The sequence below is a fragment of the Falsihalocynthiibacter sp. CO-5D18 genome, from assembly GCF_041205445.1.
Taxonomy (GTDB): Bacteria; Pseudomonadota; Alphaproteobacteria; order Rhodobacterales; family Rhodobacteraceae; genus Falsihalocynthiibacter; species Falsihalocynthiibacter arcticus.
Genome location: NZ_JBGFCF010000002.1, coordinates 79294 through 101780, shown reverse-complemented (window position 1 = coordinate 101780; position 22487 = coordinate 79294). Strand labels below are relative to the sequence as shown.

At 53.1% G+C, this 22487-nt stretch carries 19 protein-coding genes; 7 read left to right on the top strand and 12 right to left on the bottom strand.

All coding sequences use genetic code 11. The annotated features are described in order from the left end of the window. Nucleotides 1-20: 20 nt before the first annotated feature. The 5 genes from AB9F27_RS03005 to AB9F27_RS02985 form a co-directional block, all read right to left on the bottom strand. Nucleotides 21-5879, bottom strand: coding sequence for a glycosyltransferase 61 family protein (locus AB9F27_RS03005; protein WP_335585050.1), 5859 nt, complete (start codon nucleotides 5877-5879; stop codon nucleotides 21-23). A 19-nt stretch (nucleotides 5880-5898) separates the two neighbouring features. After that, nucleotides 5899-7008, bottom strand: a complete 1110-nt coding sequence (locus AB9F27_RS03000; protein WP_335585049.1) for a DegT/DnrJ/EryC1/StrS family aminotransferase — start codon at nucleotides 7006-7008, stop codon at nucleotides 5899-5901. 8 nt (nucleotides 7009-7016) lie between these two features. Next, complete coding sequence (locus tag AB9F27_RS02995; protein ID WP_335585048.1) at nucleotides 7017-7445, bottom strand: FdtA/QdtA family cupin domain-containing protein; 429 nt, start codon at nucleotides 7443-7445, stop codon at nucleotides 7017-7019. Between the two features lie 98 nt (nucleotides 7446-7543). Then, entirely contained in the window at nucleotides 7544-8596 is a 1053-nt protein-coding gene (locus AB9F27_RS02990; protein WP_335585047.1) for a Hint domain-containing protein, read from the bottom strand. A 236-nt stretch (nucleotides 8597-8832) separates the two neighbouring features. Next, on the bottom strand, nucleotides 8833-9759 hold the full coding sequence (locus AB9F27_RS02985; protein ID WP_335585046.1) for an NAD-dependent epimerase/dehydratase family protein: 927 nt from the start codon (nucleotides 9757-9759) through the stop codon (nucleotides 8833-8835). Between the two features lie 226 nt (nucleotides 9760-9985). On the opposite strand from AB9F27_RS02985, the gene AB9F27_RS02980 reads away from it, so the two are divergent. From AB9F27_RS02980 to AB9F27_RS02960, 5 genes are all read left to right on the top strand, one after another. Continuing rightward, nucleotides 9986-10339 (top strand): hypothetical protein, encoded by a 354-nt coding sequence (locus AB9F27_RS02980; protein ID WP_335585045.1) that lies wholly within the window; start codon nucleotides 9986-9988, stop codon nucleotides 10337-10339. Nucleotides 10340-10548: 209 nt separating this feature from the next. Next, nucleotides 10549-11562 carry an NAD-dependent epimerase/dehydratase family protein gene (locus AB9F27_RS02975; RefSeq protein WP_335585044.1) on the top strand — a complete coding sequence of 338 codons (1014 nt, stop codon included), beginning with the start codon at nucleotides 10549-10551 and terminating at the stop codon, nucleotides 11560-11562. A gap of 610 nt (nucleotides 11563-12172) precedes the next feature. Next, the gene (locus AB9F27_RS02970) at nucleotides 12173-12832 is read left to right on the top strand and encodes a hypothetical protein (protein ID WP_335585043.1); all 660 of its coding nucleotides are present in this window, start codon (nucleotides 12173-12175) and stop codon (nucleotides 12830-12832) included. Nucleotides 12833-12966: 134 nt separating this feature from the next. After that, on the top strand, nucleotides 12967-14154 hold the full coding sequence (locus tag AB9F27_RS02965; RefSeq protein WP_335585042.1) for an O-antigen ligase family protein: 1188 nt from the start codon (nucleotides 12967-12969) through the stop codon (nucleotides 14152-14154). 75 nt (nucleotides 14155-14229) lie between these two features. Beyond that, nucleotides 14230-16365, top strand: coding sequence for a GNVR domain-containing protein (locus AB9F27_RS02960; protein ID WP_335585041.1), 2136 nt, complete (start codon nucleotides 14230-14232; stop codon nucleotides 16363-16365). Between the two features lie 64 nt (nucleotides 16366-16429). Here AB9F27_RS02960 and AB9F27_RS02955 read toward each other — a convergent pair whose 3' ends face one another. From AB9F27_RS02955 to AB9F27_RS02935, 5 genes are all read right to left on the bottom strand, one after another. Next, nucleotides 16430-16984 (bottom strand): F0F1 ATP synthase subunit B, encoded by a 555-nt coding sequence (locus tag AB9F27_RS02955; protein WP_039001625.1) that lies wholly within the window; start codon nucleotides 16982-16984, stop codon nucleotides 16430-16432. Between the two features lie 4 nt (nucleotides 16985-16988). Beyond that, nucleotides 16989-17579, bottom strand: a complete 591-nt coding sequence (locus AB9F27_RS02950) for a F0F1 ATP synthase subunit B' (protein ID WP_082802184.1) — start codon at nucleotides 17577-17579, stop codon at nucleotides 16989-16991. A 76-nt stretch (nucleotides 17580-17655) separates the two neighbouring features. After that, the gene (locus AB9F27_RS02945) at nucleotides 17656-17895 is read right to left on the bottom strand and encodes a F0F1 ATP synthase subunit C (RefSeq protein ID WP_039001624.1); all 240 of its coding nucleotides are present in this window, start codon (nucleotides 17893-17895) and stop codon (nucleotides 17656-17658) included. 62 nt (nucleotides 17896-17957) lie between these two features. Further along, complete coding sequence (locus AB9F27_RS02940; protein ID WP_335586998.1) at nucleotides 17958-18731, bottom strand: F0F1 ATP synthase subunit A; 774 nt, start codon at nucleotides 18729-18731, stop codon at nucleotides 17958-17960. A gap of 71 nt (nucleotides 18732-18802) precedes the next feature. Continuing rightward, nucleotides 18803-19159 (bottom strand): AtpZ/AtpI family protein, encoded by a 357-nt coding sequence (locus tag AB9F27_RS02935; RefSeq protein WP_039001623.1) that lies wholly within the window; start codon nucleotides 19157-19159, stop codon nucleotides 18803-18805. Between the two features lie 298 nt (nucleotides 19160-19457). Here AB9F27_RS02935 and AB9F27_RS02930 point away from each other — a divergent pair, with 298 nt between their 5' ends. Further along, nucleotides 19458-19781, top strand: coding sequence for a metalloregulator ArsR/SmtB family transcription factor (locus AB9F27_RS02930; RefSeq protein ID WP_335586993.1), 324 nt, complete (start codon nucleotides 19458-19460; stop codon nucleotides 19779-19781). Here AB9F27_RS02930 and AB9F27_RS02925 read toward each other — a convergent pair. Both AB9F27_RS02925 and AB9F27_RS02920 read right to left on the bottom strand, forming a co-directional pair. Next, nucleotides 19778-20707, bottom strand: a complete 930-nt coding sequence (locus AB9F27_RS02925; protein ID WP_335586994.1) for a DMT family transporter — start codon at nucleotides 20705-20707, stop codon at nucleotides 19778-19780. The genes AB9F27_RS02930 and AB9F27_RS02925 overlap by 4 nt on opposite strands. Continuing rightward, a complete protein-coding gene (locus AB9F27_RS02920) occupies nucleotides 20700-21581 on the bottom strand; it encodes a LysR family transcriptional regulator (protein WP_335586995.1) in 882 nt (293 codons plus the stop codon). Before AB9F27_RS02920 ends, AB9F27_RS02925 begins: the two co-directional genes overlap by 8 nt. Nucleotides 21582-21705: 124 nt before the next feature. Between AB9F27_RS02920 and AB9F27_RS02915 the strand changes: the two genes are divergently transcribed. Further along, complete coding sequence (locus AB9F27_RS02915; protein ID WP_335586996.1) at nucleotides 21706-22278, top strand: NAD(P)H-dependent oxidoreductase; 573 nt, start codon at nucleotides 21706-21708, stop codon at nucleotides 22276-22278. Nucleotides 22279-22487: the final 209 nt, after the last annotated feature.

The following is a 22487-nucleotide window of genomic DNA, read 5'->3' as shown; positions in this document are numbered from 1 at the left end:
GAGGAACTCGAAAGTGGCGGCTAGACCTCACCCGTGTCGATTTGAATACTTCGCTTTTCTATTTCCGCCAAACAATTGAGGACTGTCTTTTCCATCGACTTTGAGAAGGCCTCGCTCGCCACAAATACCGGATGCTTCGCAGCCGCTTTGATGTCGGCTCCAAGCTTCCGACGCCCTGCGGTGTCGTCCGCCAACTTTCCAACCAGTTCCACATATTCATCTGGCGTATTGGCAAGCAATTTCTCAAACCCAAGGGATCCAACGAGGAATTGGTCGATCGAGCGCGTGGATCTACGACGCAAAACGACCGGCGGAACTCCGTAGATCAAAGAAAGATGCGTCATCGTCGCTCCCCCATGCGGAAAGGACGACAAATATATATCAGACAAGGACAAAACGGTTTCAGCTTCGGCAACGCTCATTTCGCTCAGGATTATGATCCGATCAAGGGAGACGCCGACCACCTTGGCCGCCTCCGCAACTTGAATATTGAACGCAAACGCTTGGCTACGGCCCGCCCATCCGGGGTTATACGGCGCCAAAAGCAACTTGCCTTTGGGAACCCGCACCAACGCACGCAACATCGTCAACAGAAATTCTCTACGATTTTTTTGACAGGCCCCAGCGTTGATCATAACGACGTCATCGTCGGCAAGGCCAAGGGTCTCACGTGTAATTGCCTTGGTGGCCTTCGGGGTCAGGGAGTTAATGTAATTGATGACCGGCCCCTCCACCCGCAAAATGCGCTCTGGATGAGCGGCATCTGAAATATCGAACTTGGGATCATCGCTAAGACCCGTCAGGCAATAGTCAAAAGAGTCAAAACCGGGCGCAATAGGAACATGTGAATTCAACGTCATTTGCAGCGGTGCAATGCGATTAAAGAGCGCGAGTTCTGGTTCGCCTACACCAAAAGTAGTTGCATTCGCATAGAGGAAAACATCCAGATCGTCGGCAAGCAGCCGTTCCCGCATCCCATGTGCATTACTTGAAAACTCTCGGCGGTGATCAATCACGGTGTCAAACAATTCGTCGAATTTATTGTCCGACGCAACGACGCGGTCCGTAAAATTCATCGAGTAGGCGAAAACCTCAAACTTAGTGCGATCAAAGCTTTTGAAAAATGCGACAACAGCCTCACTGTCGGGGCCTTTAACAAAGGTACGACATAGAACGCCTATCCGCATGCGCCCCTGCGACATATCCATCGGGCGCACTGTTGATCGGGGTGGTGTATCGCTGACTACTGCGAGATGCTCCAACAATCTGTTGCGGGCTAACAGCACGTCACCGAAGGGCAGATCGATGAGGAACATTTGCCCTAAATCGAGGCGCGACGCGACCTCGGCGATCTTTTCGCGCTGCTTGATTGGCCGGCTTTCATCAAGATGAACTGCGAGCCAATCCAGCAGTCGAGTGGCAAAAGCGACGTAAATTGCGTCTTCCCCCTCAAGATACGGATAAGTAAGCGCCGTCAGCCACATAAGGTATAGATCTTGCACAGAAGGCTCTAGGCATCTCAAATCAGAAACCAGAGGCAACTTCCAAGTTGGGACAAGGACCATCGCGAGTGCAAGCATCCGCGCAAATTCTTCGTCGACCTCAGGCTCCTGGGCCAAATCGCCAGCAACTTGCTTTGACGCTTTTGAAAAGTAGGCTTTTATGTCTTCAATAGCCGCAAGCTCATCTGCATTATGCTCTTGCAACGCAATGAAACCCGACCAGATATTCGCCCAATAATCTGTGAAAAATCTGTGTTTCAATAAATCTTGAACCTCGTCAAGGGAGGCGTTCTGTAGACGGTCCAACAATTGGCGACGCATTGCGACCAACCGGTCGCTGAAACCCTCCGGAGTTGGTTTCGAGATAAGGCCCCATGAACTCGTGAGCACACCCGCGTTGCTATTTGCCTCCAAAAGGTCGTCGAGCAAATCTATTGCCGACATCTGGGGACCCTCAAGTCTCTTTCCCGCTGTATTTTTTGAGAAAAATGGCGTCACAAGCGGCACCGGAACGAAAAAGTCTTCGTAAACGCCTTGAAAACCTTGAACACCGCGTATTGCGGAGCTTTTGATCCGTGGGCCAGCAATATTGACAACGTGCGAACCAAGACATTCACCGAGCGCGCTCCAATAATAGTAATTCGTCCCGGGTGTATTTGAAAGCAGCGCAAACACACGCGCCCCTTTTGGCGCAAACAACATGTTGGCCAAATGCGCGTCGCTCTGGCCAACGATATCACCTGCCTGAGCAAACAGGCGCAACAGTTCGGAGAATTGCAAGTCGACACAGGTATGATTTTCGAAACCTTGCTGGTTAAGCGCCTCCCTGACTTTCGGAAAGTTCGCGACCCGCTGATCATCACTTCCGTTGTCCAGAAAAAGGCGCTTTGCGCCCACAAGGCATCCCTCAGAGAGCCCAAACTTAGCGAGCCGCTGGATAATCTTGGGGTGATAACGGACTGTGTCGAATCTAGACTCACCCTCGTTAAAGTAGTCTGAAACAATATTTGCCATGCTGCCGACATAAAGCTTATTGACGCTCACAGAGACATGCCGCGACAGGCGAACGACTTCTCGATTTGGAAAGAAATACCGCAGCGCTTGATAATGCTGAAACGGCATTTCGTCATCCGTTAGGATCGGCACATGCGCGGGCGCGATATCACATGCCAACATGACACGTGGAATAACTTCTAGGATAAAATGGAAATAATTGTGGCTGTAGGTTCCTGAGGCAAAAATCCCGTCTTCAACAATCATTTCTGACGAATACCGGCGCAGGAGAATCCTGTTCTGCTCCACAGCCACGACGGCTCCGGACTCCTTCACACACATCTTTTCGACATCGAAATTTAAAAGACCGTGATCAACCCAGGTACCAAAATCCGTTAAGAACCCGTCGTTTCCCGCAACCAAGGTAGCGTGCGAATATATCGAAGCTGTCGCTGCGGGTGCGAGATATTGGCCGTTGGAGGGAGCAATATGGGTATAGGATGCAACTGATGGCCGCGGGAGGGTGACAGCTTCCTGAGGGTAGATTTCAATCGTCTCAGATGCGTCCGTGGGATCAACACTAAAGGGCACAACCTCAGTAATGAGGGTGGGATGAACGGCACTAGAGGCGTGATGGATCGATGCATAGAGCAAAGAGGCGGACTCTTTGTCTTGCCCAAGCCTAAAGAAACGAATTGCCGCTTCACGGCCTAAGGTTGGAATTCCCGGACTGCCATGTGGGGCCGAGTGAAAATGCGGAGTCCCTTGGGATAAAAGCCAAAGGAGCGGCGACGCTTGAGAACTATCCGCCTGTGCGGTCTCAAACTCGGCATTCCCTTCAAACATTGGGTGCGGGAGTCGCCCCTCAAATTGGCCAAAACTCAAATAATGCTCAAGCGGATTACCCCCTGGCTCGTGGACATCAGGGTATTGCGTAAGATAGTATTGTGTCGAGAAATTCGGGTGCGGATCAATCGCAAAAGATGCACCATTCGTGAGGAAAAACTCAAGGATGCTCCCGTGAATATTAGCCGCATAAGGCGCTTGGGTGAGGATATGGCTTCTTTGAACCAACGGATGGGTATCAGCGTGCAGTTTATTCGTGGCGACCAGTTGAACAATGGTTTCCTGCGTTCTCAATGTGTCTGGTCTACACCGCACAACATGCTCAACCGAAATCAAAAGATGCGGATCACGACCGATTTGATTGCCTTCGATGAGATGCGCCCAAAGCGAGTTTGGCGCGGCCAGAATATAGCGCGCCAAGTCCTGATCCTTACAGAAATACGCAGGCTCAAAAAGGCCTGACACTTTGGCTTGATCGCGCCCCATCTCCTGATGTGTCAGAAACTGTAGGAGCGCGCCTGGGCGTACTTCGGGATCATGCGAAAGCCACGCGGGATGCAGCAACGGATGCGGGCAGGTTCCTTTTTGAATGCCACTTTCAAGGAAATGTGCCAAGAGGGGCTGACCTTTAACCGGTAGTCGCATTTGCCGCACATAATAACGCGGGTCAAAAAACATATGCGGCGCAATTTGGTCGCTGCGCTGCAAATACTGCGCGAGAATGTTTCCCTTGACGGGATCACCCGCCCCTGTTTCCTCGATTGAGACTTTGCAAAAGGCGGGGTCAAAAAGCGGATGGGGGAAATATCCCTGCGCTTCACCGCGCAAAACATAATGCATCAAGGGAGCCGCCGCTGCGGATTTTCGCTCCTGAACCGTCAGGTTGGACAAATAGTAATTGGCGTCGAAAAGGGGGTTTGGGCTGCGCAACTCATTTTCGCCGTTCGACAAGAAATGCTGCAGGGGGTCAACTCCCGCGGTGGCAATATCCGGATAGCGCCTGAGGTAGTATTGCGGATCAAAAAGCATCGCAATAATTTGGTCACGCGGCACGTTGAGCGGGGCACGGTGGCGCCCTTCGCACAGTCCGATGATCGCATTGAGACGGCGGCTAAATTTTTCGGGCGACCCGTTTGAGACAAACCACTGGCGCGATGATACCGCCATACGGCCCAACCGTGCTTTTGTTGGTTTGCCAAGATTTGATCTTGCAATATACTTTGGCGCATCACTGGCGACGCTACTGACAACATCCGGTGTATCGGACATCAGCGCCCGAAGTTTGTCTTCCAACTCTTGCGCGGTTATCCAATCTAGTGTGTCGGAGGGGGCATGGGTCGCACCAGAAAGGTAGTGGGAAACTTCATCGGAACCACCGCCATAGATCGCAACAGGTATTCCAAGGTAGGCCGCCTCGACAATGGTCAAACCCCCGCCAACGGGGAATGACGAGATAAAAAGATCGACGGTATTTGCAATCAGCTCTTGGGCGACGGAAGGAACTTCGCCAACAATCGACAGGTTCTCAGGGGGAATTTGTGCCGAGAGGAGAGCATGCTCAAGACGGGTTTTTAGCGCGTCGGTGACGGGTCCGATGTGGACGTGCTGACCGCCCGTCGCGCGCAATATGCGCACAATGGTTTCGGGAAGACCTAACGGGCCGTCAAGATTGAACTTATGGCTCCCGCCGCAGGTCGCCGTCATGAATGCACCAGCACGGGGAAACACGCGTGGCCGCCGAAGGAGAACCCGCGCGACGCCTTTGCTTTTGGAAACAAGCCGCGCGCGCGCCGTTTTATTACGCAGTTTTATGTGCTCAGGATTAAACGCCAGCGGAAAGGAATAGACCTCGCGATCCGGCCGCATTTCCTGAATACGTTTCTGCTGCTCAGGTCGGATGGCGAGGTGCTTTGCCGCTGCCAGATCAACACCCGCACTCGCGGTGGTATCCGCGTGATGGACGACATAGGTGTTTGGTCGATCAAAATCGCACAAAGCGATTGCCGCGAGTACATCCTCTGGATGGTGCAGCGTAAACAGGCGGCGCGCGGTAAAGGAAGCCAGTTTGTCACGCAGCCACAACAAGCGATCAAAAAGCCCAAGCGTCTTGTCGGGATAGATCGGGAAACCACCCGCCTCGACAACCTCTTGCAAACCAAAGTCACGTTTATTCTCAAATGTACCCGTGAACAAAACGATATGCCGCTCACGTGGACGCGCCGCAATGAGTTGCCTTAGAAGCGTTCGGTGACCGCCCGTTTGATAAACCTCGGTGACAAGATAAACGTTTGTCTGTTTGTCAAAACTTACGCGTTTGGGCGCGACCGTATATTCATCACGCAGTTGCGCCGCAAATTCGCCGCAGGCCGTATCGATTTTTGACAAAAACACTTGCGCACGGCTCGCTGGATCCACGACCGCATCCATTGCGCCCAACAAAAGCAAATTCAGCTTACGAGGTAGATTTTGCGCGGCTTCAGACCCCTCGCCCTGCATTTTTAGATCAAAATCTTGAGAATCAGGTGATCGGAGGTCCATTTAGTATCCCAAAGCTTGTTTACGGCAGAGTACGCGCAGTATTGTCGACGATTGTCGCAATTTCTTGTGCCTGTTCAAGAGACAGATGTGGCCCGATCGGTAGACTCAAGCATGTCCGACAAATCTCTTCGGTAATGGGGAAAGACATTGCCCCAAACTCCGCTTTAAACGCGCCGCTGTGATGATTTGCAGTTGGGTAATGCATTGCCGAAGGCACACCAACTTTTGCCAGCGCCTCTTGCAATCCGGCGCGATTTTCGTGACGCACGACATAGAGATGCCACACCGACCCGACGCCATCGGCAACGCCGGGCAATGTGAGGCCGGGTGTCGCGGCAAGGGTCGTGGTATAGATATCGGCAATTTGAGAACGGCGTGCATTCCACTCATCCAACTTGCGCAATTTCACCGAAAGCATGGCCGCCTGAAGCGTATCGAGGCGCGAATTATAGCCAACCGTATCGTGCTGATATTTCACCTTTGAGCCGTAATTCCCCATCTCGCGAATGCGATCAATAAGGTCTTCGTCATCGGAAACAACCGCCCCTGCATCGCCAAATGCCCCGAGGTTTTTGCCGGGGTAGAAGCTAAAACCTGCCACATCCCCGATTTGACCAGTGCGACGATTTCCGTCAAACGCCCCATGAGACTGCGCGGAATCCTCGATGATTTTTAGGTCATATTTTTCGGCCAGATCCCGTAATCCTTTATAAGGAACGGGTTGGCCATACAGATGCACAGGCATGATCGCACGCGTGCGCTCCGTGATGACCGCAGGCACCAATGAAAGGTCCATATTCATCGTGATCGGGTCGGCATCCACCGGAACAGGCGTCGCACCAACTTGTGCAACCGCCAGCCAAGTCGCAATAAACGTGTTAGCCGGCACGATCACTTCGTCCCCCGGTCCAATCCCATAGGCGCGCAACGGAAACCCGATGGCATCCAAACCACTCGCCATACCAACGCAATATTTAGCACCGCAGTATTCCGCAAATTCGGCCTCAAATTTGGAAACGGGACCGCCCCCGACATAATAACCAGAGTCCATCACAGACTGGTAAGCCGCATCAATTTCGTTTTGCAAAGAACGATAGCCAAAGCCAACATCAAGAAAAGGGTACTTCATGGCATCCACTATTTAACGGGATTTTGCAGCTGCTTCCACGCCAAAAAATCCTCAAAGGTATAAAGATAATCGTCGGTCTCAAAGGGACGCGAAGCAAGGACGCCCACCACAGTTCCCGGAGCATCAAAACTCAGGCTACGCCACAATCCTCGGGCCACATATAGACCGACATCTGGCGACGTAAGTTTGTATTCAGTGGTGCTTTTTGAATCATTCAAGGTCACAGTGCAACTACCGTGCAGGCAAATCATGACCTGCTGAAGTTGCTTATGACCATGCTCGCCCCGTTGCGCACCAAGCGGCACATCAAACAAATAATAGAACCGTTTAATTTCAAAAGGGAGCGCACCAGACTCTACAACGCCAAGCTGTCCTCTGGCATCCGAGAAATTCGGCAAAGACAGCAAACATGGCTTTGAAATGTCGGAAATAATCATCATTCTTCCAGAAAACAAACGTGTTTACGTGAGGTACATGGAAGCGGTTGCGAGGTCAAGGATACTGTAGGTCGCGTGGCGCAGACACCTTCTAGGTGCTACTGAACGGCGATGAGTGGTTTGTTATTAACTATGTGGCGGCGCAACATATTGGCGATAACTTTACCCTTTTTGGCAATGTGCCGTGCTGGAACAGGTGCAAAATTAGAGGTCAAAAATTGAGGGAATATTTCAAATAACTCTTCGCGAGCCGCGACACCAACCCCCTTGAGAGCCTCACGCCCAAGCAACAGGCTTTCTGCAGGAGCGCCCTGTGCAAAAATGATTTCATGCTGATCAAAGAGGATATGGAAATAGGTGACCCTCTGCACCTCATTGTCGACAAAAACTCCCGGCAGGTCCACGAGTTTGTGGGCGGGCACCAAGACTTCTGCCGCATCAAACATCCGCGCAGCAATGGGCGAGCGCACCAGCATCCTATGCTGTGGTGACACACGCAAATCGCTTTCAGGAAGCCCGAGTCCAAGCGCGCCGGCCATGATCTTGATGGGCCTTAGCTTGGTTTTTTGAGCTAATTCCTCGGGTCCAAGCTCATAAGACCCAATCCAGCGAATACGCTGTGCACCGTGATCGCTCGTCAGAACTTCGTCACCAACACACAGTTTTTCAATCGTCCGTTGCCCGTTCGGCGTACCGATCAAAGTTCCGAGCACAAAACAGGGCACAACCGTGTCAACATCAATTGAAGGGCCGTTATCAACGATGGCTCCAATAGTGAGGGGCGTGTTCAACGGCGGCACTTGGCCGTCCAAAAACATCAGAAAATAGCCCTGCTCCGCACCTGGGTATTGGAAACTCCCGTTGCCATTGATGTCATAGTCGACAACGCCAATTTCATAAGTGTTCACACCATCATTAACTAGAATGGTGTAGTCCCAAGCAATCGCTTTACCGTTGTAGGTCTGGGTGGCGTCATTTGGGGTTTCGTTTATTACGTTGTCGCCACTAATGATCGCGGGGTTGGAACCATCGGTCATCGTGATCTGGCTGTAGGCATTGATGACAAAAGTCGCGCCTTGGGTGGCATAGGTTGCCATATCGGCGGTCATTGTTGTATCGGTGCGCAACGCACCATATGCGTTAATTGTCATTGGTTTGCCTGTACTCAAAATTTTCCAGCCACGTATTTACGTCACTGACGGGGTCGTTTTTTTTCACGCGCTCGAACGTGTTATTTTGATACAGTTTTAATTTAAATCTGGGCCAATTTGAGGCAAAATATAGGTGTATTTGGCGCCTTACGAGGCAATCACGCCGCGAAACTGGCGTTTCGCGCTGAGCGGAAAGATTCAAATGGAGTGTCGTTAAATAGCAACGGGAGCGGTGTTTAAACCAGAGACATGCTCTCTATGGTCTGTTTCAACCCTTCTCGCAAACTAACGCGAGGCTGCCAAGCAAGGCAGGTCTTGGCTTGGGCTATATCCAAAAAACTTCGCGGAATGTCAGACCCTCGACGTGAAACGTGATTTCGAGCAACGGGGCGTCCGAGCAAGTCTTCGATCACTTCGATAAGTTCGTTGACCGTATGATGTGCGCCCCCACCGATATTGATCAAATGTCCGACGGAACCTTCAAGATTAACCGCGCTTAAAAATGCCCGGACTACATCGTCAATATAGACATAGTCCCGACTATCGTTGCCGTCGCCAAACACCGTAATCGCTTCGCCATTCTGGATCTTACCCAACAGCGACGGCACCAAAAAACCTTGGCTTGCACGGAAATTTTGTCCCGGCCCGTACGGATTGGACAATCTTAAAGTAACGAAATCCATCCCATGCTCTATGCGGAACAACTCCATATATTTTTCGATCATCAACTTAACTATCCCGTAGGAATTTCTTGGCATGGCAATGGCGCGTTCACTGGTTGGGGATTCAGAAGCGTTCCCATAGATTGCACCTCCGGACGAAGCGAAAATCACACGCTTCACTTTACTCGCGACACAGAGTTCCAGAAGCCGAATTTGCGGCTGAACTTCCTGCTCAATATCTTGAATTAACTGGGTATTCCCCGTACTTGGGTTGATACCGTTTACCAATTGAATCACGGTGTCGGCGCTGCACACAATCTCTTCAAGGGCAGTTGTATCCGCGAAGTCCACCTTTACACATGTTAGGTTTTCGACAGTTGGCAAAAGGGGGCGACGCGACGCGGCAATAACCGAATGCCCATCCTGCGCAAGTGATTGGGTCAAGGAACGCCCCAAAAATCCAGAGCCGCCCAAAACCACAATCCGCTGGGGTTGGGGCAACGAATGCTCCCTGATAATACGTGTCACAGTCTCCACGCGCACTCTCCATAGCAACTGTAAATGGCTCACATTTCCGAACCCGTAAACTGCCTGAAAGCGCGGCGAAACACAATCTTTACCCTGCAAGCTCCCCCTATTTTACGCTAAAGTACTCCACGGGCGGATCGGTGGCCGATGTAATAATGAGTGTGCCAAAAATTCCTCTGCGCGTATTGAATACCATTTCTTGAAACTTAACGCCCCAAACTCGATGGACCGCGAAATCTCTATGCGTGGCGACGGACTTAAACCCTTCGAGGAGGACGCGCGTATCTCCACCGTTTCGTTCAACACGCCACTTGCCCTCGCGCGTACTGACACTATTGCCCATCGATTGAAAAACTGCATGCCGATAAGTTCCATCTTTCATGAGTTGGATCTGTTGACGATATGCCAGTCCGTCACTGACATATGTCTGCGCAAGATTTCCAGTGGTCAACGGCTTGCAACCAACAGTCCCAAGCAAAGCTATAAAAACGAGCAAAAGCCGCAGGTGCAAAGAAATGTGCATTCGGTGGCCTTTTCTGAGTGTGACGCCTAGTGCCGATTCTACGCACAACCCATTTCAAATGTCCTAACCTTCTGGCTCTATTAACGGAAATTTGCGCTGTATTTATGTGCTCAAAGAAAAGCAATAAACTCGCGTTCATTCCCCACATGCCGAAATCCCCCAAACTTACTAGATTTTTAACCCCGTGCGCCCTAAACACGGGTGTAAAACCTTCCAGTACTGTAACAGGACAATGCAGAATGAAAAAAATCTTGGTCACGGGAACTGCGGGTTTTATTGGTTTCCATTTGGCAAAACTGTTACTTCGCGAAGGTTTTGACGTAGCTGGGTATGACGGGATGACGGATTACTATGACGTCCACCTCAAAGAACGGCGTCATCAAATACTGCATCAGAACCCAAACTTTTCATGCAAAATTGGGCTGCTGGAAGATTTTGAAGCCCTGCATAATTTTTGCCTGGACGAAAAACCCGATGTTATTGTTCACCTCGCCGCGCAGGCCGGCGTGAGGTATTCCCTAGAGAATCCACGGGCGTATATTGATGCAAATATTGTTGGTACTTTCAACATCATGGAGTGTGCGCGCGAATTGAACGTAGATCACCTTTTGATGGCATCCACATCCTCGGCCTACGGTGCGAATACGGCCATGCCTTTCGTTGAAACCGAGAAGGCCGACACACCCCTCACCATCTATGCCGCCACGAAAAAAGCAGGCGAAGCCATGGGCCATTCCTACGCGCATCTTTGGAATCTTCCGACGACCATGTTTCGGTTTTTTACAGTCTACGGCCCCTATGGGCGCCCAGACATGGCTCTCTTTAAGTTCACGAAAGGAATTCTCGAAGGGACGCCGATTGATATCTATAACAACGGGGATATGTACCGCGACTTCACCTACATAGACGATTTGGTCAAAGGTATTCGCTTGTTAATCGACACGCCACCCGTGCGCCCAGACACCCCAAACGACATCGTAGAAGGGGATAGCCTAAGCCCCGTCGCACCCTACAGAATTGTAAACATTGGAAATTCTGACAAGATTCGCCTTTTGGACTTCATCGAAGCAATCGAGAGCGAACTCGGTCTCAAGGCCAAACGCAACTACATGGAGATGCAAAAAGGCGATGTGCCTGCGACATGGGCGAACGCCGATTTGCTCAGAACACTGACAGGGTACCAACCTCAAACCGAATTTCGGGATGGGGTGGCGAAATTTGTGGCTTGGTACCGGGACTATTACCAAATCTAAGACCGGTTTCTAACTAGGACTGGATCCAAAGATGGGCCCGTGCCCCCTGTGACCACGATTGCCGCGCCAGCCTCGGTGCCCACGCCGTGAATTCCCTCTAGAAGCCTGGTTTGCCCCGCGCCGGATCGCGGACGCTTGAGCGGCATTCGAGGATGCGTTGGCGACTCTCCCCATTGCTTCGTCAAGATCCCTGAAATACTGTCGGTTTGAACTGTGTGCCGCTTCAGCAATGGCCCCTGCAACGACGCCCAATTGTGAATTAAAGCGTGCGGGGGCAAGACCCGCTGCCATTAGCCGCTTGATTGCAACCTCAACTGCACTATTGCAGCCGTTTGATGAGGTCGAACAAGAGGAGACGAGTTGCTCACGACCGAAGTCTAGGCCTTGTGCAAAAGAAGGCCGTGGCCCTAGCCCAAAAACCAAAATCGCCAGCGTCACTGCCAAAATTTTCGCTAAACTTACTGACACTTTTGGTCCTTTCTCATTTTTCGCCCTTCCAAACCGCGTGTGTGGCGATCCAGAAATGCAACCTATACGCTTGTTTTTCGATATTTTTTCACCTACGAAAAGAGTACATTTCAACTCGCTTTGCGCTAGGAATTCAAAACCTGTGCCTGTCACTCACATCTTTCTTGCCCTTCTCGCGCTGTGCATTGCTGCTCTTTCTTTTTCCTTTGGTCGCACCGAACTCGCCGCTCTTCGTCACATTCAATTGCCGTATTTCGTTCAACTTCTATCTCTGCGCCAATCGGAGAAAACCATTCCCTCGCCGCGCTCTATTCGATACCGTTCCGCTCTCGTTATTCCTTGCATTGAGGACCAACAGACGCCTGATGCCCTGTTTTTTCCCCAAGCAGACCGCCTCGCGTTCGCCCGTAACTGTTCTCAGATAGCCGCTGAAACTCTCACAAAATCGCCAACAGATTCCTTGGCGCGACTTGCCCTTGCCAACGCGATGTTCGTCCAAAATGACATAGTTCAGGTTAATGAAGCCTTAAGTCTCGCGCAAAAAACGGCCCCAAATGAAGGTTGGCTGGCTGCATATCGCGTTGAACTTGCCTTTGCCCTCGGACTTGCCCTGACACCACCCTACGCGCTAGCTCTCGATCGCGACATTTCCCTGCTGCTTAGCGGGTATCGCAACCAGCCATATTTGGCGCGAATTTACCTTGATTGGCCCGACCAAAAGGAGCGCATACTTTTCCTCGTGGAACAGCACCCGCCCGACATTCAGCGCGCCTTCCTTGATGCGGTTCAGGCGGCAATATGAGCAATTCCAAAGCTAGTTGGAGCCCTAGAAGCCTCCACAAAAAATTCGCATGGACCCTCACAATCCTCCTCCTCCTTGCCCCCTTACCTCTGGGTTCAAATCGGCCCGTACCATGGATGGCCTGGACCTTTGTTTTGACTATTCTCCTTCTCCTCTATGTGGTGGTGCTTTCCGTCAAAACACCTGCCCGAAAACTGCGATCAAGGGCCGTTTGGCCGGCCTTCGCTCTTGGTATACCCTTTGTTATCTACGCCCTCCTCCAAGCCCTGCCCCTTGGTCCTTTAAACCTTAAACTTCCCAACGACCTACAGCTATATTTACCTAGTGATTACATAAGCCTAACCCCCGCTGCCACCGCCCTCGGCACCCTGCGAATCTCTGGCTATGGCGTCCTGTTTTTCCTTATTTTTGAAACCGCCACGCGGCAGTCCCTTCTTAAGCGTATGGCTTGGGCGCTGTTCCTCGGCATTTCCCTTCATGCCGCATGGTCCATGGTCGCGCTCAAGCTGTTGGGAGATGTCACTTTGGTCGGTGAAAAAACGGCCTATTTGGGGTCAGCAACAGGTACGTTTATCAATCGGAATTCCTTCGCCACTTTCCTCGGAATGGGTCTTTGCCTTGGCCTTGCTATGATCCTAGATCGCACCAACAAGCTCCCCTCTACAACCACCACAATCCGCCTCGAAACAGCCCTCCTTTGGATGTGCCTCGCCCTCATCGCCATCGCCCTCGTATCGACCCAATCGCGCATGGGCGTTTTTGCCACGGCCCTCGGCACGTCCGTCGTTATTTACCGAATGAAGCCTGCCAAAACTTGGTTCATTTTTGCCGTTGTTTTACTCCCCCTCATCCTTCTTTTCGCCGAAAATCTCGCCGAACGCGCATTTTTTTCCCTTATCGATTCCGAAGGTCGCCGCGAACTTTGGGCGCAATCCTTCAAGCTCCTAAAAATCCGCCCATTCACCGGCTTTGGTCTGGACTCCTTCCCCCAAAGTTTCGCCCTTCAACACGCCCCGCCCCTTGCGAGGGATGTGGTCTGGGAATACGCGCATAATTCATACCTAACGCTTTGGATTCAAAGCGGAGTTATCTTTGGTTCCCTCCCACTTCTGGCTCTCCTTTGGGGGGGCAGAAAGTTGGTGCGCGCGCCAAACCCGCAGGATCCAATCGCCACATCCGCCCTCGCCATCCTTGTCCTCGCAGGCACGCACTCCTTGGTCGATTTCAGCCTTGAAATGCAGGCAAACGCGTTTGTTTTTACCGCAGTTTTCGCAATGGGCCTCGCCGCGGTCCAACCGCGCAAAAATCGCAGCATCACTTAACCGTAAATTAAGGAATATTAATCAAGGTTAACCACGAACCATTTTGAGACACTGACCACACGGAAAGATGCAAACATGAAATCTGGATCCGCCAGCGCCTTTGACCTTCGCGAAATTTGGAACCTCTTGCGCCGAAAAATCCGCCTGATTGGCCTGTCGATGGCGCTCGTCCTTGGCGCGGCCTTGATCTACCTTTTTTACGTCACCCCACTGTACTCGGCGACCGCGTGGCTGTTTGTGGACACCGACCAGAAAAACCTGCTCGCGCCCAACGAAAGCTATGCCTCCCCGGGTTCCAGAGACAATGCGCGCATCGAAAGCGAAGTCCTGATCCTCAAGTCAAATACAGTTGCGCTTGCGACGATCGAGCGTTCCCAACTCGTGGATCATCCTCTCTATAAGTTCCAGTTGGGCTTAACTGAGCGCGCCAAAACACTTCTCGGAATTGCCGCCAACAAGCCGCCAACGGGGCCGGATTTGGTGAACCGTGTTCTGGAGAAATTCGATAGATCCACGACGATCCGTCGCATGGGGCAAACCTACCTAATTTCTGTCACCGCCACCTCTCAAGATCGCCACCACGCCGCCGAATTGGCTAATTCCCTTTCGCAAACCTATATCAACCTCCAAGTGCAATCCAAGGTAAACGCAACCCTCGCCGCCCGCGATATTCTACAGGGACAAATTGCCTCGGCCCGCGATGTTTTGGCGCAAACCGAGGGCGCGTTTGACCGCTATATCGACGCAAATCTTTTTCGTCTTACCCAAGAGAGCGGCAACGCCTCCCTCCACTCTTTGCGCGCGCAATTGCAGGAGACCAACGCTTTTCACCTTGAGGCCGAGGTGCGCGTCACTCAGGCGCAGGCGGCATTTGAGGTGCGCGATTGGAACACGTTGGCCCAGACTTTGGGCGACGAGGCCCTCAAAGACCTCACGCAACAACGGGCTGACCTTTCGCAAAAATTGGGCCAAACCGATGCCAGCACCCCTGATGCAATCGAGCTGCGGGGACGGCTCACCGCCCTTGAGAAAAACCTTGAAACCCGCACATCCATGGCGGTTTCCGACCTCAGACTCGACGCCACACAGTTGGAAATGGTGCAACGGGATCAACGCAGAACTCTGCGCACCACCGTTCTGTCGGGCGATCTGTCGCCCACCACCCTCGCCCAAATTTATCAGCTGCAACAAGAGGCCGACATCGCGCAGCGCCATTATACAACCCTCCTGTCACGCGCCGCTGAGCTACAGGCCCAAGCGCTGGTACATGTGGCCGATACCCGCATCGTGTCCGCCGCCCTTGCGCCCTCACGCGCGAGTTTTCCTAACAAGAACCTGATCCTTGTGCTGGCGGTGATAATTGCGCTGGTGCTTGGTGTTGGATTGGCCTTTCTCAGCGAGTATTACGTTGGCGGCATTTCCTCCACGACCCAACTCGCCAATGTCCTACCCGTGCCCGTTGCGACCGCCGTTCCGCGCATGGATCTCGCGCCGGATCAAAGCTCTATCGCCGATTACGTCCTTGATGCGCCGCTTTCGGTTTATGCCGAATCTCTGCGTCTTCTGCGCAGCGCAATCGACCAGAGTTTGCGCGCCCAGACCGCCCCGCAAACGCCGCCTACATGCACCGTTATTATGGTTACCTCCTCCATTCCCGCTGAAGGCAAAAGCACGGTCGCCCTTGGCCTCGCCCGCACTTACGCCGCTGCGGGAAAATCGACCCTGTTGATTGACGCCGATCTGCGCAAGCCCTCCCAGCATATATACCTTGACCTTAAACCTGACACCAGTTTGCAGGAGTTTCTCAGCGGCGACAGGACCGTCGCGGATGGCTCTGAGTTTTACACATCCGACCCGAAATCCAACCTTGGTGTGATTTTGGGTCGGGACCGCGCTGATGTGCCAACCGACCAGCTTCTTCAGTCCGACACGTTTAAAAACCTGCTGGAAACCGCCAAAATGGCGATGGATATCATCATTCTAGACACATCCCCGCTGCTGCCTGTGGTGGACGCGCGCTATATCGCGCCCCATGCGGATGTGGTGGTAGATTGTGTGCGGTTTGGCGTGACCGAACAGCGCGACCTGCGTGCGGCCTTTGGCCAACTCACCGCGAGCTTGCGCCCCGACACCCCCGTCGTCACGCTTTTGAACCACGATGAAAGCAAACACACCGGCTATCGTTACGATGGCTATTACGGCAAAGAATAGCGGCTTTAAAACAAAAAACCCGGCCACAGGGACCGGGTTCTTATAAAGTCTTCAGCGTTCGAAATTAGTGCAGTTTTGCGCCAACTTCTTTGATCGCATCTTCAATCAGCTTGTTACCGTCCGCCGCAGAGGTGTTTGCCGCGATAACATCACGGGCCGCGCCAATCGCAACCGTAATGGCTGTGTCGCGCACTTCTCTGATGGCTGCGGCTTGGGCCGAAGCGATTTGATCTTTTGCACCAGCAATACGACGTTCAATCGAAGTCTGCAGGTCCGCTTTAGCCACTTCAGCGACAACACGTGCCTCTTCTTTGGCCGCAGCAACAATACCGTCAGCTTGCGTTTGGACTTCTTTTTGCTTGCGTTCGTAATCCGCCAAAAGGCCGCGGGCTTCGTCGCGTAGGGCACGAGCTTCGTCGAGATCCTTTTTGATCCCTTCGGCGCGTGCATCCAACTGGCCCGTCAACATGGCGGGAACGTTGAACTTCAACAAAACCGCGATGAAAAGGATAAAGGCCAGCAGGACAACGAAGTTTGTGTTGGCCAGAGAGAAAAACGGACCAGATGCAGCCAGAGCAGGCGTTGCTGTGAAAGCAAGGAGGAAAGCGAGATGTTTCATCGTATTACCCTTTCATCCGTGCGGTAACCGCAGCTTTGAGTGTTGCAGCATCGGCTTTGGTGCCAAAGGCCGAAACGATCTCTTTTGCCGTATCTTTAGCAACCGTAATCACGCTGTCTTTTGCGCCGTCACGAATGGCCGCAATGGCCTTTGCGCTTTCGGCGGTTTGGACCGCGATCTCAGCATCCGCTTTGGCAATCGCGAGATCCAGATCAACCTGAACTTCGGCTTTTGTCTCGGCGGCGATGCGCGCTGCTTCGGCACGGGCGTTGGCAAGGGCCTTAAGATAGGCTTCTTCCGCTTCATGTGCTTTGGCTTTGAGCTCTTCTGCTGCGGCGATGTCACCGGTGATTGTGCCCTGACGTTCGGCCAAAACTGTTGCGATGCGAGGCAAGGCAACCTTTGTCAAAACGAGGTAGATCACAACCAGTGTGACGGCCAGCCAGAAAATCTGGTTTGGGAACGTCGAAAAATCGAGTTGCGGCATACCAGCGGATTCAGGCACGTGTGCGGCCTCTCCAATGGCGTGCTCTTTCGCGAGTTTCGCTATTTCGTGTGCGGCTTCGGTTGTGCCGCTTTGTGCGTCATTTGCCATGTCGTCCTCCAGGAACCTTGTTTACAACGAGAGAGCGCCAAAGCGCCCCCCCGCACGTAAGGATGGTCCGTGAGACTTAAACAGCAAACATAAGCAAGAGAGCTACGAGGAACGAGAAGATCCCAAGAGCCTCAGCAAACGCGATGCCGATGAAGAGAGTCGCAGTTTGACCTGCGGCTGCGGATGGGTTGCGAAGTGCGCCGGCAAGGAAGTTGCCTGCGACGTGGCCAACACCGATAGCGGCTGCGCCGGAACCGATTGCTGCGAGGCCTGCGCCGATGAATTTGCCAAGTGCTGCTGCTGCGAGTACTTCCATGATATTTCTCCTTACGGTGGGTATCTATTAAATTGAGGTGAGAGAGTTCAAACTTGATCCGCTTAGTGCGACGGATGCAGCGCGTCTTTCAAGTACACGCAAGTCAGAATGGTGAAAACGTAGGCCTGAATGAAGGCCACGAGAACTTCGAGGGCATAAACTGCCGTGATGGCAAGGATCGGCATAAAGGCAAATACGCCCAGCGCGCCGGCAAACCCTGCGAAAACTTTGATAACGGCGTGGCCCGCCATGACGTTACCCGCCAAACGAATGGAGTGGGAAACGGGGCGCACGAAGTAAGAGATAATCTCGATGATGGCGAGGACTGGACGTAATGCCAGTGGCGCAGAAGCGACCCAGAACAGACCCAAAAAGCCAAACCCGTGCTTCACGAAACCAACGATGGTCACCGTAAAGAACACCAGCAGTGCGAGGATCGCTGTGACCGCGATATGCGATGTTGAAGTAAAGGACAACGGGATCAAACCCATGACATTGGACACCATGATAAACAGGAACAATGTCATGATGTAAGGAAAGAATTTCAGTGCATCCTTGCCCGCAACGTCTTCGACCATTTTATAAACGAAACCGTAAATCATCTCGCCGATGCTTTGGGTGCGCGATGGCACCACGGCACGACCACTTGAGCCAAACACCAGCAGAAGAACGATCACCGCAACGGTAATCATCATCCAAAGCGTCGCGTTTGTCGGCGTGTACCAGTGAAGTTCGCCCCCATGACCGCCAAACAACGGTAGGATGTTAAACTGGTCCATCGGGTGGATTGCCAATTCTCTTACTTCTGGTTGCAAGAAAAGAATCGCCAGAACCATCAGCGCAAGTGCGCCGTACAAAGCAAATTTCCCGTTAGAGGAGCCTGTTTTTGGGGCTTGTTCCGCCATGTTTAGTCCTTCGTCGTTTCAGCAGCCTTGGCCGCCTCGTTTTCCTTCGCCGCTTGTGCGGCAATTTGTTCGGACTGAAGTTCGCTCGCCGTTTTGATCATCGTCTTGACCCCCGCGGCAAACCCCAGAAATGTAAACAGCACCAAGAATATCGGCAGCGTCCCAAACAGAACATCCAACCCGTATCCGATGCCAAAGCCGATCCCAAGACCGGCCACCAACTCGATCACCATCCGCCATGCATGATTGGCTAAGGAATAGTGCTCGTCTTTCTTAGGTTCCGGCGCGTGGCTCTTTTTGAGCCGGGCGATTTTGTCGTCCAACGCCTTCAGCTTGTTTGGATCCTGCATATCAGTCATCAAACTGGCCCCTAAGTCTTCGCGGCAACCTAGAAACACTCCCCCTCCGAGTCAATGCAGCATTTTTAAGAAAATTTTCCGCGCAACCATCTGAAACATAACGATAATTTACATCACCCAAGATTCGCCGTGCCGCGTCCCCCTTGAAACCGGGACCATTTCCACAGGATTTCGATATTCAACCATTCGGTTGACGAACATCCCGCGCCCCGTGTTTCGCGCAATCGGCCTTCCTATTAGGCGTCAAACGCTTAACCAAAAGGTTGAGGTTTCATACAACCCACGCTATCTCTACGCTATGACAGCAGCTCTCGACCTCGCCTTTTCCGCCCTCTCCGATCCAACCCGCCGCGTCATCCTTGCGATGTTGCTTGAGGACGATATGGCCGTGACCGATGTGGCCGAACCCTTCGAGATGTCGCTGGCGGCGATTTCCAAACATCTCGCCATCCTGTCCCGCGCGGGGCTGATCTCTCAGGAAAAGCGCGGACGAGTGAAATGGTGCAAACTCGAGCCTGACGCCCTCAAAGAGGCCTCGGTCTGGATGCAAAGCTTTGGCCAATTTGAGGCGATCAATTTGGACGCGTTCGAAAGTTTCCTCGCGGAAAACAAACTGGCTTAATCCTGCCGGAGCAAGAGCAGCAGCGCCCCCACCGTCAGAGCAACCCCGACCAAACTCGCCCCACTTGGCGCGCCATGTCCGAGCAAGATTTCCAGCAAGATCACCCAACTTGGCACAAGATAGGTATAGGCCATCACCTTGGCCCCCGACAGGCGCATCGAGCCAAAATGGATCAGGCTCAGACTTCCCGCCGTCGCAAAAACCGCCGTGTAAAAAATCGTAAACCAAACAAGTGGCGGCAGCTGTGCCCAATCCGTCGCAAAAATCTCGCGCCCGCCGACAACCAGCATCAGCAAGCTCCCCGCAACAAGGGCATACATCACAAAAACAACGCCGCTCTCACCACGGTTAAATTTGCGCAGCAGCGGTATATAGAGAGCATGGGCGCAAGCTCCGATGAAAAAGACCAGCTCGCCGCGCGCCACCTCAAACCGCATCAACGCGCCCACATCTGCCCGAAACACCACCCAAAGCGCGCCAATCCCGCCAAGGATCAGCACCCAAAACACCCGCATCGGCAGCACTTGGCGTAATACCAAAAACGCGAACCCCGCCGTAATAAGCGGTGTGAGCGTAAACACCGCCGCCGTCGAAATGGGAGGGGCCGTTTTTAACCCCTCAAACATCAGTATCATATAAGAGCCGATTAACCCGCCCGTGACCGCATAGCGCCACGGAGCCTTGGCCGCCGCCTTTAGCGCCCGCAATGGCGCGGGTTCAAACCATAGAATTACCACGAGCAACACCAGCGCCGCGATCCAAAACCTCAGCAAGTTCAGGGCAGCAGGCGCGATATCATTCGCCACCATCCCCCCCAAGCTAAACGACCCCGCAACGATAACAGAAAACAACAGCATCGCCGCGTGACCCGCCATTTCGCGTCGCCGTATGTGAAGGCCTTCCCCCCCGAGAGTCGCCTCACTCATCCGGCAAATCTTTCATCGCTTGCTTAAGGAACGTCAGAAAAGCTTGCACCTTGGGCGTACGATGTAGATCCACATGGGTCACGATCCAATTGGGCGCGGCCCATTCGTCGCGCGGCGGCAATTGCTCGATCAAATCCGGATTCTTTTTGGCCATGCTCTCGGTCATAAACCCCAAGCCAGCCCCCGCCTCGATCGCCGCCGTCCCATCATCCGCGTTATTAAAGCGAAACCGGATCCGATCGCGCGAAACACGCTGATCTAGCCAGCTGAAAAAGGGTGCGCGGGCGTGTGCGGTATCGACGCCAACGAAAATATGGTTGGGCAGATCACCTTCGCCCTGCAACTGACCATTGCGTGCAACATAGCTTTTATGCGCATACAACCCGATCAGTGTCGGACGGAATTTCTGCACCACATTGTCCGCCTCTTGGGGTGGATTTCCCGTGCGGATCGCCACATGTGCCTCGCCGTATTCAAGCCGAAACAGCCGCTCGCCCGTCAGAAACCGCACAATAACACTGGGATGCAAACGTTGGAACTCCGCCAAGACCGGCGCCAAATACCGCGCCATTGAGGGCAGACTGGTGATGACCAACTCGCCGCTCACCTCTTCGCCCTGCCCCCGAATGCGCCCTGTCATCTGGGTGAACTGATCGTCAGTGATACGTGCCACCCGCAGCAGTTCCTGCCCCGCTTCGGTCGGCGTATAGCCACGCGCATGGCGTTGGAACAGCTTGGTTTGCAGGCTCTCTTCCAGCGCATCAATATGGCGAATGACCGTTGCATGGTGCACTCCCAAGACCTCGGCGGCCCCGCTCACCGTCCCAACACGCGCGACATGATAGGCCGTTCTAATCTCATCCCAGCTGGACATAATACCCTCTCCGTCAATCCGTGCGTATTCACACATTTAGTGTTGATATATGCGAGTTGTGTTCATTCCCGCAATGCATAAATGTTGGGTCAACAGAAACACTTCCGCCTGAAAGGCTCCTGAAATGACCCATAACATTCTGCGCATTGACGCCTCTGCCCGTTACCAAGGTTCAGTCTCTCGCGACCTTGGCGACGACTTTATCGCCCAAAAACCAAACGCAACCGTCACAACCCGTGACCTTGCCCAAGGCATCCCACAGATCAACGAAACATGGGTCGGTGCCACCTTCACCCCGCCAGAAGCCCGCACCACCGCGCAAAAAGCAACGCTCGCATTGTCCGACGAACTGGTCGCGGAACTGATTGCCGCCGATGAAATCGTCCTGACCACCCCACTCTATAACTTCTCCGCCCCTGCGGCGTTCAAAGCATGGGTCGACCAAATCGCGCGCGCTGGCGTCACGTTCAAATATACCGAAACTGGCCCCGTTGGCCTGCTCGACGACAAACCCGTCACGATCATTGTCTCTTCGGGCGGCGTGGCTCTTGGCTCCCCCGTTGATTTCTTCTCGGCCCACGCGCGCCAAGTCTTTAACTTCATCGGCATTACCAACGTGACCTTGGTTGGCGCGTCTGGTGGCACCGAGGCCGCCATCACCACGGCAAAAACCGAATTGACCAAAATCGCCGCTTAAGCAAAAATCCGGAGGGCCCCAACCACGGGGGCCTTCCCTCTCTTGACTCTCTTCCCCTGACCCCATAAACGCGCACCATATCCCGAGGGTTCCACGCCTTCGGTCCCCGCTTTAGTAGGGATCGCCATCCGTCAGCGCGTTGCGCCCACGGGTGTCGTTGTGGTTTGGTAGTTCGCTACCTTACAATTGGTCGCGCCCAGCATATCTTA

What these genes read in the sequence shown, in the direction of transcription:
- AB9F27_RS02950 (WP_082802184.1), bottom strand. Translation starts at nt 17,579, where the DNA reads ATGGCAAATGACGCACAAAGCGGCACAACCGAAGCCGCACACGAAATA.
- AB9F27_RS02930 (WP_335586993.1), top strand. Translation starts at nt 19,458, where the DNA reads ATGACAGCAGCTCTCGACCTCGCCTTTTCCGCCCTCTCCGATCCAACC.
- AB9F27_RS02995 (WP_335585048.1), bottom strand. Translation starts at nt 7,445, where the DNA reads ATGATTATTTCCGACATTTCAAAGCCATGTTTGCTGTCTTTGCCGAAT.
- AB9F27_RS02940 (WP_335586998.1), bottom strand. Translation starts at nt 18,731, where the DNA reads ATGGTTCTGGCGATTCTTTTCTTGCAACCAGAAGTAAGAGAATTGGCA.
- AB9F27_RS02955 (WP_039001625.1), bottom strand. Translation starts at nt 16,984, where the DNA reads ATGAAACATCTCGCTTTCCTCCTTGCTTTCACAGCAACGCCTGCTCTG.
- AB9F27_RS02990 (WP_335585047.1), bottom strand. Translation starts at nt 8,596, where the DNA reads ATGACAATTAACGCATATGGTGCGTTGCGCACCGATACAACAATGACC.
- AB9F27_RS02935 (WP_039001623.1), bottom strand. Translation starts at nt 19,159, where the DNA reads ATGACTGATATGCAGGATCCAAACAAGCTGAAGGCGTTGGACGACAAA.
- AB9F27_RS02975 (WP_335585044.1), top strand. Translation starts at nt 10,549, where the DNA reads ATGAAAAAAATCTTGGTCACGGGAACTGCGGGTTTTATTGGTTTCCAT.
- AB9F27_RS02925 (WP_335586994.1), bottom strand. Translation starts at nt 20,707, where the DNA reads ATGAGTGAGGCGACTCTCGGGGGGGAAGGCCTTCACATACGGCGACGC.
- AB9F27_RS02960 (WP_335585041.1), top strand. Translation starts at nt 14,230, where the DNA reads ATGAAATCTGGATCCGCCAGCGCCTTTGACCTTCGCGAAATTTGGAAC.
- AB9F27_RS03000 (WP_335585049.1), bottom strand. Translation starts at nt 7,008, where the DNA reads ATGAAGTACCCTTTTCTTGATGTTGGCTTTGGCTATCGTTCTTTGCAA.
- AB9F27_RS02915 (WP_335586996.1), top strand. Translation starts at nt 21,706, where the DNA reads ATGACCCATAACATTCTGCGCATTGACGCCTCTGCCCGTTACCAAGGT.
- AB9F27_RS02945 (WP_039001624.1), bottom strand. Translation starts at nt 17,895, where the DNA reads ATGGAAGTACTCGCAGCAGCAGCACTTGGCAAATTCATCGGCGCAGGC.
- AB9F27_RS03005 (WP_335585050.1), bottom strand. Translation starts at nt 5,879, where the DNA reads ATGGACCTCCGATCACCTGATTCTCAAGATTTTGATCTAAAAATGCAG.
- AB9F27_RS02920 (WP_335586995.1), bottom strand. Translation starts at nt 21,581, where the DNA reads ATGTCCAGCTGGGATGAGATTAGAACGGCCTATCATGTCGCGCGTGTT.